Source organism: Nonomuraea zeae (assembly GCF_005889725.1).
In the GTDB taxonomy this organism is placed as follows: domain Bacteria; phylum Actinomycetota; class Actinomycetes; order Streptosporangiales; family Streptosporangiaceae; genus Nonomuraea; species Nonomuraea zeae.
Map to the genome: position 1 here is coordinate 14,830 of NZ_VCKX01000088.1, position 12,031 is coordinate 26,860.

Below are 12,031 nucleotides of genomic sequence, written 5' to 3' on the forward strand. Positions count from 1 at the left end.
TAATACGGTGACATGAGTCGGGGCATCCGCGCAAGAGAGGAGACAGCGTGAGCACGCTGCTGGAGAGCTACGCCGCCGGACGATGGTTCCGGGCGGCGGACGACGGGGCGCCCTTGCTCGACGCCGCCACCGGCGACGAGGTCGCGCGCATCTCGAGCCGGGGGCTGGACGTCGCCGCCATGGTGCGGCACGCGCGGGAGACCGGCGGCCCCGCGTTGCGCTCCCTGACCTTCCACGAGCGGGCCGCCCTGCTCAAGGCGCTGGCCAAGCACCTGTCGGCGGCCAAGGACGAGCTCTACGCGCTGTCGGTGCGCACCGGCGCCACCGAGCGCGACACCTGGGTCGACGTGGACGGCGGCTTCGGCACCCTGTTCAGCTACGCGAGCAAGGGCGTGCGTGAGCTGCCGAACGACACGATCGTCCTCGACGGTGGCCTCGAACGCCTGGGCAAGGGCGGCACCTTCGCCGGCCAGCACATCCACACCTCCCGGCCGGGCGTCGCGGTGCAGATCAACGCCTTCAACTTCCCCGTCTGGGGCATGCTGGAGAAGCTCGCGCCGGCCTTCCTGGCCGGGCTGCCGACGATCGTCAAGCCCGGGAGCCAGACGGCCTACCTCACCGAGCTCGTCGTCCGGCGCATCATCGAGTCGGGCATCCTGCCCGAAGGAACGCTCCAGCTCATCGCCGGCAGCGCGGGCAACCTGCTCGACGAGCTGACCGTGCACGACTCCGTGGCCTTCACCGGCTCCGCGCACACCGCCGGCATCCTGCGCCGCCACCCGAACGTGCTCGACGGCGGCGTCGTGCTGGGCGTCGAGGCCGACTCGCTCAACTGCTCCATCCTCGGCCCCGACGTGCGGCCGGACGACCCCGAGTTCGATCTGTTCATCAAGGGCGTCGTCGCCGAGATGACCAGCAAGGCCGGGCAGAAGTGCACCGCCATCCGCCGGGTGCTGGTGCCCGAGAACCTGGCCGGCCAGGTGGCCGAGGCCCTGGCCGCCCGCCTGGCGAAGGTCACCGTCGGCGACCCGCGCAACCCCGGCGTGCGGATGGGCCCGCTGGCGAGCCTCGGCCAGCGCGACGAGGTGCGCAAGGCCGTCGAGGCACTGCGGGCGAGCGCCGAGGTCGTCTTCGGCGACCCCGGAGGCGCGGCCCTGCTCGACGGCGACGCCGAGCGCGGCGCCTTCATGACCCCGCTCGTGCTGCGCGCCCGCCCCGGCGCCACCGAGCCGCACGACGTCGAGCCGTTCGGCCCCGTCAGCACCGTGCTCGCCTACGACGGCATCGAGTCGGCGCTCGCGCTGGCCGCCCGCGGCAAGGGCAGCCTCGTCGCCTCCGTCGTCACCCACGACCCGCAGGTCGCGCGCTCGGTGGTGCTCGGGCTGGCACCCTGGCACGGCCGGGTCCTCGTCCTCGACCGGGACGACGCCAAGGAGTCCACCGGGCACGGCTCGCCGCTGCCCGTCCTCGTGCACGGCGGCCCCGGCCGGGCCGGCGGCGGCGAGGAGCTCGGCGGCGTGCGCGCGGTCCTGCACCACATGCAGCGCACCGCCGTCCAGGCGTCGCCCGACCAGCTCACCGCGATCACCGGCCGCTGGACGACCGGGGCCGCCCGCGCCGCGTCCGGCGTGCACCCCTTCCGCAAGTCGCTGGCCGAGCTGCGGATCGGCGACACGATCGCTTCCGAGAAGCGGACGGTGTCGCTCGCCGACATCGACCACTTCGCCGAGTTCACCGGCGACACCTTCTACGCGCACACCGACCCCGAGGCGGCCGCGCGCAACCCGCTGTTCGGCGGCATCGTCGCCCACGGCTACCTCGTCGTGTCCCTCGCCGCCGGCCTCTTCGTCGACCCGGCGCCCGGCCCGGTGCTGGCCAACTTCGGCGTGGACGCCCTGCGCTTCCTCACCCCGGTCAAGGCCGGCGACACCATCGACGTGACGCTCACCGTCAAGCAGATCACGCCGCGCACCAACGCGGACTACGGCGAAGTGCGCTGGGACGCCGTGGTGACCAACCAGGAAGGGCTGCCGGTCGCCACCTACGACGTGCTGACCCTGGTGGCGAAGACCTGGGAGGACTGACGTGCTCAGCGTCGAACGCCACGGCGCGGTGGCCGTCCTCACCCTCGACCGTCCCGACCGGCGCAACGCGCTCGACGCCGGGCTCAAGACGGCCCTGCGCCACGCGCTGGCGGCCGCCGCCGACGACGACGGCGTCCGCGCGGTGCTGCTGACCGGCGCGGGCAAGGCGTTCTGCGTCGGGCAGGACCTCGCCGAGCACGCGGCCGGGCTGCGCGCCGACCCCGGCCACGCGTTCGACACCGTGGAGGCGGACTACGCGCCGATCATCCGGCTGGTGACCACGATGGCCAAGCCGGTCGTGGCCGCCGTCAACGGCGCCTGCGTCGGCGCCGGGCTGGCTCTCGCGCTCGCCTGTGACCTGCGGGTGCTCGCCGAGGAGGCGGTGTTCGCCACGGCGTTCACCGGGATCGGGCTCACCTGCGACTCCGGGCTGTCGGCGACGCTCACCCGGGCGGTCGGCGAGGCCAGGGCCAAGGAGCTCGTGCTGCTCGGCCGGTCGTTCACCGCCGAGCAGGCGGTCGCGTGGGGGATCGCCGGCCAGGTCGTGCCCGGCGCGGACGTCGGCAAGACCGGCCTGGAGCTGGCGGCCCGGCTCGCGGCCGGGCCGACCGCAGCCTACGCCGAGTCCAAGCGGCTCATCTCCGAGTCATGGGGCCGCGACCTCGGGACGGTGCTCACGGACGAGGCCCGCGCGCAGGAACGCCTCGGCCGGACCGGCGATCACGCCGGAGCGGTCGAGGCGTTCCTCGGCAAGCGCGCGCCCGTCTTCACCGGGCACTGACCTCCTGGAACGCCAGGTCGATGGCGGTCCAGGCCATGGCGGTGGCGCCGTCCAGGACCGCCCTCCTCGGCCGGGGTGCCGAGCACGGTCACCGTCAGCCCGAGGTCGTCGGACAGGCCGGCCAGCGCCGCCCCGGCGCCGACCGCGGCGGCGGCGGCGATGACGTTGTGCCCGCAGGCGTGGCCGATGCCGGGCAGGGCGTCGTACTCGGCGCAGATCCCGACGTGCAGCGGGCCCTGCGCTCGCTCCACCCGCCGACGACGTCCGCGGCCCGCCGCTTGGCGCCCTCCGGGGCGCGCCGCACGCCGCCCCGGGTCTCTTCCGCGGCCTCTTCCGGGGTTTCTTCCACGCCCGTCATCAGGCCGTGGGAGCAAGGTGGACGGACGTGGGGCGGGTGGCGGCGTCGTAGGCCGCGCGGGCGCCGGTGGCCCCCATGCCGCTGTCGCCGGCCGGCTCGTAGAGCCGCTCGGGGCCGCCGCCCTGCCACTGGTTCACCCACACCACGCCGGCGGGGATGCGCCGCGCCGCCGCCACGTGCTCCGGGTCGCCGGTGTAGACGGTGGCGGCCAGGCCGTAGCGCGTGGCGGCCGCCCGCTCCAGCCCCTCCTCGAAGGAGGCGACCACGGCGACGGGGGCGAGTGGGCCGAAGGTCTCCTCGGTCATGACGAGCATGGACTCGTCCACGCCGGTCAGCACGGTGGCGGGGTAGAAGAAGCCCTTGCCCTCGGGCACCACGCCGCCGGTGCGGACGGTCGCGCCGCGTTCGACCGCGTCGGCGACGTGCCGGACGACGATGTCCCGCTGCCGCCGGTCCACCAGCGGCCCCAGGACGTCGCCGGTGGTGTAGCCCGAGGCGGCCGCCACCAGGGCGTCGATGAAGGCGTCGGCGACGTCGCGGTGCACGTAGATCCGCTCCATGGAGGTGCAGATCTGGCCCGAGTTGGCGAACGCCCCGAACGCGACGGCGGCGGCGGTCGCGACCGGGTCGACGCCCGCGTCCACGATCACCGGGTCCTTGCCGCCGAGCTCGAGGATCGCGCGGTGCAGCCGGCCGCCGCTCTCCGCGCCGACCCGGCGGCCGGCCTCGATCGAGCCGGTGAAGTGCACGAGCCCGATCCCCTCGTCGGCGACCAGCGGCGCGCCGGCGCGCGAGTCGCCCAGCACCAGGTTGACCACGCCGTCCGGCAGGTCCATGAGCTCCAGCAGCCGCACCGCCGACACGGGGGAGCGCTCCGAGGGCTTGATCACGACGGTGTTCCCGGCGGCCAGCAGCGGGCCGATCGCCCCCAGGGTCATGGGGATGGGGAAGTTCCACGGCACGATCACCGCCGCCACGCCGACGGGGCTGCGCACGATCGTGGTGCCGCCGCCGTCCGGGCCCGCGATGGTCTCCTCGAACGGGTAGTCCAGGGCCTCGGCGGCGGCGCCCTTGAGCCCCACCGCCGCGCCGCCGATGAAGGCGCTGCCGAGGGCGACGGGCTTGCCCATCTCGGCGCACTCGACCTCCGCCAGCTCCTCGGCGTGCGCGGCGATCGTGTCCGCCCAGCGGCCGATCAGGTCCACGCGCTCGGCGACCGGCAGCGCGGCCCAGGCCGGAGCGGCCTTCGCGGCCGCGTCCACGGCCAGGCGGACGTCCTCCGCCGAGCCGCTGGGGCAGCGGGCGACGACCTCCTCGGTCGCCGGGTTGATCACCTCGTGGAAGGTGTCGCCCCGGGAGTCCGCCCAGATGCCGCCGATCAGGTTCTGCAAGGTCTTCACAGGGATGATGCTCCTTAGAGGCGGTCGGCCATGAGCTCGCCGACCATGATCGAGGCCAGGTTGGTGTTGGCGCGGGGGACGGACGGGAAGATCGACGCGTCGACCACGCGCAACCCCTCCACGCCGAGGACGCGGCACGACGGGTCGACCACGGTGCCGGCGTCGCCGGGCGCGCCCATCCGGCAGGTGCTGGTGCCGTGCTGGGCGTCCATGGCGGTGGCGAGGAGGTATTCGTCGAGCCGGGCGTCGTCGTCCAGGACGGCGAACAGGCGGCTGTTGCGGGCCTCGACGCTGCCCTCGACGATCTGCGCGGCCTCGGGGGAGCGGGCCAGCCCGACCAGCGCCCGTACGCCGTCGCGCAACCGCGCCAGGTCGCGGGCGTCCGACAGCATGCGCTCCCTGACCTCGGGCTGGGCCTGCGGATCCGCGGACGTCAGCGTCAGCACGCCGCGCGAGAAGCTCTGGTTCAGCCACACGCCGAACCCGCCCGCCGGCAAGCTCGTGTCGGCGGACTCCATGGACAGCACGTTCTGGTTCAGCGAGACGAACATCATGTCGTGCGGCAGGGCGCCGGGGCCGCTGGTGTAGCGGACGCAGACGTTGGTGTGGCGGTCGTCGGGCGTCTTGATGGCGGCCTCGGCGGTCAGCGGCAGCTCGACGACGATCATGGGGTGGTCCTGCATGCCGAGGCCGACGGGCAGGTCCCGGCGTACGGTGATGCCCAGGCGGCTCAGGTCGGCGGCGGGGCCGATGCCCGACCGCAGCAGGATCGCCGGAGAGTGGATCACTCCGGCGCTGAGCACGATCTCGTCGGCGTACTCGGTCACCGCCGCGCCGTCCTGGATCACCTGGACGCCGACCGCCCGGTCACCGGCGAAGACGATCCGGTCGACCAGGGCGTCACCGCGGATGGTCAGGCCGGCCAGGGACCGGGCCGGTTCGAGGTAGCCGTCGTTGACCGTGACCCGGCGCCCGGCGCGCGAGTTGATCGGGTAGGGGGACACGCCGTACGCCTGGGGCGCGTTCACGTCCGGGGCCCACGGGTGCCCGGCGGCCAGCGCGGCGGCGGCCAGCCCGGCGTCTCCGCCGCCCCACTGCTCCTGCGGCACCCGGTAGATCGGGGTCGGCCCGCCGCGCCCGTGGTAGGGCTCGTCGCCGAACTGCTCGTCGTCCTCCAGCCTGGCGAAGTAGGGCAGCACGTCGGCGGCCGACCAGCCGGCGCAGCCGGCCGCGGCCCAGTCGTCGAAGTCCTCCATCGGCGGGCGGATGGCGATCTGCCCGTTGATCGCCGAGCTGCCGCCCACGCCACGTCCCCGCCAGTAAGGGGCCGGCGGCTGCTTGTCGGTACGGGAGGAGGTGACGCCCATCCAGACCAGGCCGTCGACGGCGGTGGGGTCGAGCAGCGCGCGGCCGGGGTTCGGCGAGCGCCACGCCTCGTGCATCGCGGCCGAGCGGTAGTCGGGCCCGGCCTCCAGCAGCAGGACGCGCTTGCCGCGCTCGGCGGACCGGGCGGCCAGTGCCGCGCCGGCGGAACCGGCTCCCACGACGATGATGTCCCAGCCCGTGTCAGTCACGGAGAACCTCCTGCGATTCGGCTCAGGGGAGCGCGGCACCGGATCTGTCCGGAGCGCGTGTTAGCCGGTAGACTGCCGCTAAGCGGAAAGTTCAGTCAAGAGTGAACATTCAAGTTTTTTTGAGAGTTTAGGAGTCGGTGGTGTCCAGCGCGGTCGGCGATGCGAACCCCCTGGTCGACGATTTCGGCCTGTACATCGGCCGCGCGATGGGCTGGCCGCCGATGGCCGGGCGGACCGCCGGCGTCCTCATGCTCAGCGACGCGCCCATGACGATGGCGGAGCTGCAGAGCGCGCTCGGCGCGAGCAAGGGCTCGATGTCGGAGACCACCCGCCTGCTGATCCTCAGCGGCACCGTGCGCCGCTTCAAGGAGCCGGGCGCGCGGCAGTACGTCTACGAGTGGCGCGACGACGCCTGGCTCGGCTGCCTGCAGCACCAGGTGGAGCAGACGACCGAGCTGCTGGGCCTGGCCGAGAACGCGCGGGCGCGCTCGGACGGCCTTCCCGAGCGGCAGCGCGCCCGCCTCGCCGAGATGCACGAGTACTACACGTTCATGGTGCGCCGGCTCGAGGCGCTGCTGGCGGAGTACGCGGCGCGCTGATCGCTCAGGTGGCCCGCCACTCCGCGCCCGGGCCGCGGGCCTCTTCGAACACCAGCCACGTGCGGGTGGCCCGCACGCCGGGGATGTCCTGGATGCGCTCCAGCACCACGTGCCGCAGCATCGCGTTGTCCGGCGTCCTGACCAGCACCAGCACGTCGTAGTCGCCGCCGACCATGGCGAAGTGCTCCACGTAGGGGGTCTCCCGCAGCCGGGCCGACACCGCGCGCCAGGAGTTCTGCTCGATGGTGACCGACACGTATGCGCTGGTGCCCAGGCCCGCCTTGTGCGGTGCCAGCTCGGCCCGGAACCCGGTGATCACCCCGTCGTCCGTCAACCGGGTGAGGCGGGCGTAGGCGTTGGCGCGCGAGATGTGCACGCGCTCGGCCAGCGACCGCACCGACATCCGGCCGTCACGCACCAGCTCGACGATGATCGCGCGGTCCACTTCGTCCAGCTGTCCGGCCGAACGTCCCGGCCAGCCCCCCTCAGTGCCCTCTCCGGCAGACATTTGGCCCCCCTTAAGCCGTCGTTCAACCATTTGTCGCCTATCATGCCTGATGTCTTGAACGGATGGCTCCGCTGGCGGACGCTTTGCTTGTCAAACGTCCAGAGAAAGTGAGCGTCGCATGTCCGTGCGGACGAGCCGCCGAGCGGTCGACGGCCTTCTCCCCTCGCCCGAGCCGGTTCGCTTCGTCGCCGAGGACGGCACGGCCGTCGAGGCGCCGGCCGGATACCCGGCCCCGGCGGACGAGCAGTTGCTGGAGGGCTACCGCCGGATGGTGCTGGGCCGGCGCTTCGACCGCCAGGCGACCGCCCTGACCAAGCAGGGCCGGCTCGCCGTCTACCCGTCGAGCCGGGGGCAGGAGGCCTGCCAGGTCGCCGGCGTGCTCGCGCTGCGCGCCGGCGACTGGCTCTTCCCCACCTACCGGGACTCCGTGGCCCTGGTCGCCAGGGGCGTCGACCCCGTCGAGGTGCTCACCCTGCTGCGCGGCGGCTGGCACTGCGGCTACGACCCGGTGGCCACCCGCGTCGCGCCGCAGTGCACGCCGCTGGCCACCCAGACGATCCACGCGGTCGGCATGGCCGAGGCGCTGCGCCGCAAGGGCGAGGACGCCGTGGTCATGGCCTTCATCGGCGACGGCGGCACCAGCGAGGGCGACTTCCACGAGGCGCTCAACTACGCGGCCGTGCTCAACGCGCCGGTCGTGTTCTTCGTGCAGAACAACAAGTACGCGATCTCCGTCCCGCTGGCCAAGCAGAGCGCGGCACCGGCGCTGGCCTACAAGGGGATCGGCTACGGCATGCGTTCCGAGCAGGTGGACGGCAACGACCTCGTCGCGGTGCTGTCGGTGCTCAGCTCGGCGGCCGAACGGGCGCGGACGGGCGGCGGCCCGGCCCTGGTGGAGGCGCACACCTACCGCATGGACGCGCACACCAACGCCGACGACGCCACCCGCTACCGCGAGACGGAGGAGGTCGAGCAGTGGGCGTCGGCCGACCCGCTCGCCCGCCTTGAGACCTACCTGCTGGGCCGGGGCCTGCTGGACGCCGAGGCCGTCGCCGCGGCGCACGAGGCCGCGGAGGAGTTCGCCGCGCGGCTGCGCGAGCGGATGAATGCCGATCCCGAGCTGAACCCGTACGAGCTGTTCGACCACGTCTTCGCCGAGCCCACACCCCAGCTGCGCGAGCAGCGGGCGGTGCTGGCGTCCGAGCTGAGCGCGTCGGAGGAGTGACATGACCGAGATGACGATGGCGCAGGCGCTCAACGGCGCGCTGCGGGACGCGCTGCGCGAGGACGAGCGCGTGCTCGTCTTCGGCGAGGACGTCGGCCCGCTGGGCGGCGTCTTCCGCATCACAGACGGGCTGACCAAGGAGTTCGGCGAGGCGCGCTGCTTCGACACCCCGCTCGCGGAGTCGGGGATCGTGGGCCTGGCCGTGGGCCTGGCCATGGGCGGCTTCCGGCCGGTGGTCGAGATGCAGTTCGACGCCTTCGCCTACCCGGCGTTCGAGCAGATCGCCTCGCACGTGGCCAAGCTGCGCAACCGCACCCGGGGGCGGCTGTCGCTGCCGATGGTGATCCGCATCCCGTACGCGGGCGGCATCGGCGGCGTCGAGCACCACTGCGACTCCAGCGAGGCCTACTACGCGCACACGCCCGGACTGAAGGTCGTCACCCCGGCGACCGCCGACGACGCCTACTGGCTGCTGCGCGAGGCCGTCGCCGACCCCGACCCGGTGATCTTCATGGAGCCCAAGCGGCTGTACTGGTCCAAGGGCGAGGTCAGGGCCGAGCCCGCGCCCCGCTTCGGCCAGGCGGCGGTGGTGCGCGAGGGCCGCGACGCGACGCTGGTCGCCTACGGGCCCAGCCTCTCGGTGGCGCTCCAGGCCTCCGACGCCGCCGCCGAGGACGGCGTCTCGCTCGAGGTGGTGGATCTGCGCACGATCGTGCCGTTCGACGACGAGACCGTTGTGGCGTCGGTGCGCAAGACCGGCCGGTGCGTGGTCGTCCAGGAGGCCCAGGGGTTCGCCGGGGTGGGCGCGGAGATCGCGGCCCGCGTACAGGAGCGCTGCTTCCACTCGCTGGCCGCGCCCGTGCTGCGGGTGTCGGGGTTCGACATCCCCTACCCGCCGCCGATCCTGGAGCACTCGCACCTGCCGGACGCCGATCGCGTCCTCGACGCGGTGGACCGGCTCCAGCTCGACGACCAGCCGGACCTCGCGCACCTGGCACGGGAGGCGTCATGACCACCACCGTCACGGGGCAGGTGTTCCGCCTGCCCGACCTGGGCGAGGGCCTCACGGAGGCCGAGATCATCGACTGGAAGGTCGCCGTCGGCGACGTGGTCGAGGTCGACCAGATCGTGCTGGAGGTCGAGACGGCCAAGGCCGCCGTGGAGCTGCCCGTCCCTTACGCCGGGACCGTGCTGCGGCTGCACGCCGCGGCGGGCACGGTGCTGTCGGTGGGGGAGCCGCTCATCGAGGTCGGGACCGCGGACATGACGGATCCGGCGGCCGCCCGGTACCGGGAGGAGGAGCAGGCCGGGTCCGGCAACGTCCTGATCGGGTACGGCACGGGCCACGGCACCGGCACCCGCCGCCGCCGCGCCCGCCCCACCGCGCGAGCAACCGAGACGTCCGCCGAGACGACCGCTGTGGTGGCCCCCGCCACGGCACCGCAGCCGGGGCCCGTCACGGCACCGCAGCCGGCGGCCGCCGTTCGTCACGCGCCCCGCGTGATCTCGCCGCTCGTCCGCAAGCTCGCCCGCGATCACGGGCTGGACCTCACCGCCATCACCCCCACCGGGCCGCGCGGCGTGATCCTGCGCCGCGACGTGGAGCAGGCCATCGCCACCACCGCCGGGAAGACCGCGGAGACGGCCATGGATACGACCCCGAAGACGGGCCCGGAGACGGCCCCGAAGACGCTGTCCCTGGAGGGGGAACGCATCCCGTTGCGTGGCCTGCGCCGCGCGGTGGCCGACAAGCTGACCCGCAGCCGCACGGAGATCCCCGACGCCACCACCTGGGTGGACGTGGACGCCACCGCCCTGCTCGCCACAAAGGACGAGCTGAAGCGGGCCCGCCCCGACCTCGGCATCGGCCTGCTGGCGATCCTGGCCCGCATCTGCATGTCGGGCCTGCGCCGCTTCCCCGAGCTGAACTCCTCGGTGGACGTCGAGCGGGCCGAGATCGTCCGGCACGGCCACGTCAACCTCGGGTTCGCCGCGCAGACCGACCGCGGCCTGGTCGTGCCGGTGGTCCGGGACGCGCACCTGATGACGACCGCCGAGCTCGCCGCCGAGCTGACCCGGCTGACCGGCCTCGCCCGCGCGGGCCGGTTGCCGCCCGCCGCGCTGACCGGGGGCACGTTCACGCTCAACAACTACGGGGTCTTCGGCGTGGACGGATCCACCCCGATCATCAACCACCCCGAGGCGGCGCTCCTCGGCGTCGGCCGGATCATCGACCGCCCATGGGTGGTTGACGGCGCGGTCGTGCCCCGCAAGATCACTCAGCTGTCCTTCACCTTCGACCACCGCGTCTGCGACGGCGGCGCCGCCGGCGGTTTCCTGCGGTACGTGGCCGACTGCGTCGAGCGGCCCTCCGTCCTGCTGGCTCACGCGTAAGGGAGGCCCCATGGTTCTGCTCCGCCCGTCCCTGGTCGAGCTGCAGTCCTACGTCCCGGGGCGCAAGCTGCCCGGCGCCGTCGTCCTGGCCAGCAACGAATGCCCGTACGGCCTGCTGCCCGAGGTCGCCGCCCGGGTCGCCGAGCTGACCGGCGGCCTGTCCCGCTATCCCGACATGGGCGCGACCCGCCTGCTCGACGCGCTCGCCGCCCACCACGGCGTGCCGGCCGAGCGGATCGCGGTGGGGGCGGGCTCGTCCGAGGTCTGCGGGCAGCTCCTGCACGCGGTGTCGGAGCCGGATGGCGAGGTCGTCTTCGGCTGGCGCTCGTTCGAGGCCTACCCCATCCTCACTACCGTGGCCGGCGGCACCGCCGTACGGGTCCCGCTGCGGGGGCATGTTCAGGACCTCGACGCCATGGCGGCGGCCGTCACCGGCCGGACCCGGCTGGTCTTCGTCTGCAACCCCAACAATCCGACCTCCACCCCCGTCGGCCAGGCCGCCCTGCGCGCTTTCGCCGATCGCGTGCCCGAGCAGGTGCTGATCGTCATCGACGAGGCCTACCACGAGTACGCCGACCCCGCCGTGGTGCCGGACGCGCTCGCCCTGTTCGGGGACCGGCCCAACGTCGTCGTCCTGCGGACCTTCTCCAAGGCGTACGCGCTGGCCGGGCTCCGCGTCGGCTACTGCGTCGGTCCGCCCGGCGTCATCGCCCAGGTACGCAAGGCGCAGACCCCGTTCAGCGTGAGCGCCCTGGCTCAGGAGGCGGCCATCGCCGCGCTGGGCGAGCACGAGGAGGTCGCCCGCCGGGTCGCCGCCACGGTCGGGGAGCGCGACCGCGTGACCCGCGAGCTGCGGGCTCTCGGCCACGACCTGCCGGACTCCCAGGCGAACTTCGTCTGGCTGCCGCTCGGCGAGGACAGCGCCCGCTTCGCCGCCCACTGCCTGGACGGCGGCGTCGTCGTGCGCGCCTTCCCGGGCGAAGGGGTGCGCGTCACCGTCGGGCTGCCCGGGGAGAACTCCGCCTTCCTCGCCCTCGCCGCGGCCTGGACGCCCGCGGGGCGGAGAACGCCGGCAGCTCGCGGCTGATCGGGTCGCGGTTGACCGGGT

General features: G+C 73.7%; 11 protein-coding genes. 7 read left to right on the forward strand and 4 right to left on the reverse strand.

The features are described from left to right. The first annotated feature begins 47 nt into the window (after nt 1-47). Together paaZ and ETD85_RS26770 are read left to right on the forward strand one after the other, a co-directional pair. Nucleotides 48-2,084 (forward strand): phenylacetic acid degradation bifunctional protein PaaZ, encoded by a 2,037-nt coding sequence (gene paaZ, locus ETD85_RS26765; protein WP_138692540.1) that lies wholly within the window; start codon nt 48-50, stop codon nt 2,082-2,084. Between the two features lies 1 nt (nt 2,085). Continuing rightward, the gene (locus ETD85_RS26770) at nt 2,086-2,865 is read left to right on the forward strand and encodes an enoyl-CoA hydratase/isomerase family protein (protein ID WP_206058592.1); all 780 of its coding nucleotides are present in this window, start codon (nt 2,086-2,088) and stop codon (nt 2,863-2,865) included. On the opposite strand, the gene ETD85_RS64800 is transcribed toward ETD85_RS26770, so the two are convergent. The 3 genes from ETD85_RS64800 to ETD85_RS26785 all read right to left on the reverse strand — a co-directional run bounded on the left by ETD85_RS64800 (nt 2,805) and on the right by ETD85_RS26785 (nt 6,197). Further along, nucleotides 2,805-3,116 (reverse strand): hypothetical protein, encoded by a 312-nt coding sequence (locus ETD85_RS64800; protein ID WP_206058594.1) that lies wholly within the window; start codon nt 3,114-3,116, stop codon nt 2,805-2,807. The genes ETD85_RS26770 and ETD85_RS64800 overlap by 61 nt on opposite strands. Nucleotides 3,117-3,222: 106 nt before the next feature. Then, a complete protein-coding gene (locus tag ETD85_RS26780) occupies nt 3,223-4,623 on the reverse strand; it encodes an aldehyde dehydrogenase family protein (protein ID WP_138692541.1) in 1,401 nt (466 codons plus the stop codon). Nucleotides 4,624-4,637: 14 nt separating this feature from the next. Beyond that, complete coding sequence (locus ETD85_RS26785) at nt 4,638-6,197, reverse strand: GMC family oxidoreductase (protein ID WP_138692542.1); 1,560 nt, start codon at nt 6,195-6,197, stop codon at nt 4,638-4,640. Between the two features lie 140 nt (nt 6,198-6,337). Between ETD85_RS26785 and ETD85_RS26790 the strand changes: the two genes are divergently transcribed. Continuing rightward, nucleotides 6,338-6,796 (forward strand): GbsR/MarR family transcriptional regulator, encoded by a 459-nt coding sequence (locus ETD85_RS26790; RefSeq protein WP_240779438.1) that lies wholly within the window; start codon nt 6,338-6,340, stop codon nt 6,794-6,796. A gap of 4 nt (nt 6,797-6,800) precedes the next feature. On the opposite strand, the gene ETD85_RS26795 is transcribed toward ETD85_RS26790, so the two are convergent. Further along, nucleotides 6,801-7,304 (reverse strand): Lrp/AsnC family transcriptional regulator, encoded by a 504-nt coding sequence (locus tag ETD85_RS26795; protein WP_138692544.1) that lies wholly within the window; start codon nt 7,302-7,304, stop codon nt 6,801-6,803. Nucleotides 7,305-7,422: 118 nt separating this feature from the next. On the opposite strand from ETD85_RS26795, the gene pdhA reads away from it, so the two are divergent. From pdhA to ETD85_RS26815, 4 genes are read left to right on the forward strand one after another with little or no spacing between them, the layout of a single operon-like run. Further along, nucleotides 7,423-8,529 carry a pyruvate dehydrogenase (acetyl-transferring) E1 component subunit alpha gene (gene pdhA / locus ETD85_RS26800; RefSeq protein WP_138692545.1) on the forward strand — a complete coding sequence of 369 codons (1,107 nt, stop codon included), beginning with the start codon at nt 7,423-7,425 and terminating at the stop codon, nt 8,527-8,529. A 1-nt stretch (nt 8,530) separates the two neighbouring features. After that, complete coding sequence (locus ETD85_RS26805; RefSeq protein WP_138692546.1) at nt 8,531-9,541, forward strand: alpha-ketoacid dehydrogenase subunit beta; 1,011 nt, start codon at nt 8,531-8,533, stop codon at nt 9,539-9,541. After that, entirely contained in the window at nt 9,538-10,923 is a 1,386-nt protein-coding gene (locus ETD85_RS26810) for a dihydrolipoamide acetyltransferase family protein (protein ID WP_138692547.1), read from the forward strand. Before ETD85_RS26805 ends, ETD85_RS26810 begins: the two co-directional genes overlap by 4 nt. Before the next feature lie 10 nt (nt 10,924-10,933). Continuing rightward, entirely contained in the window at nt 10,934-12,010 is a 1,077-nt protein-coding gene (locus ETD85_RS26815; RefSeq protein WP_138692548.1) for a histidinol-phosphate transaminase, read from the forward strand. Nucleotides 12,011-12,031 lie beyond the last annotated feature (21 nt).

What these genes read in the sequence shown, in the direction of transcription:
- ETD85_RS26810 (WP_138692547.1), top strand. Translation starts at nt 9,538, where the DNA reads ATGACCACCACCGTCACGGGGCAGGTGTTCCGCCTGCCCGACCTGGGC.
- pdhA (WP_138692545.1), top strand. Translation starts at nt 7,423, where the DNA reads ATGTCCGTGCGGACGAGCCGCCGAGCGGTCGACGGCCTTCTCCCCTCG.
- ETD85_RS26805 (WP_138692546.1), top strand. Translation starts at nt 8,531, where the DNA reads ATGACCGAGATGACGATGGCGCAGGCGCTCAACGGCGCGCTGCGGGAC.
- ETD85_RS26795 (WP_138692544.1), bottom strand. Translation starts at nt 7,304, where the DNA reads ATGTCTGCCGGAGAGGGCACTGAGGGGGGCTGGCCGGGACGTTCGGCC.
- ETD85_RS26815 (WP_138692548.1), top strand. Translation starts at nt 10,934, where the DNA reads ATGGTTCTGCTCCGCCCGTCCCTGGTCGAGCTGCAGTCCTACGTCCCG.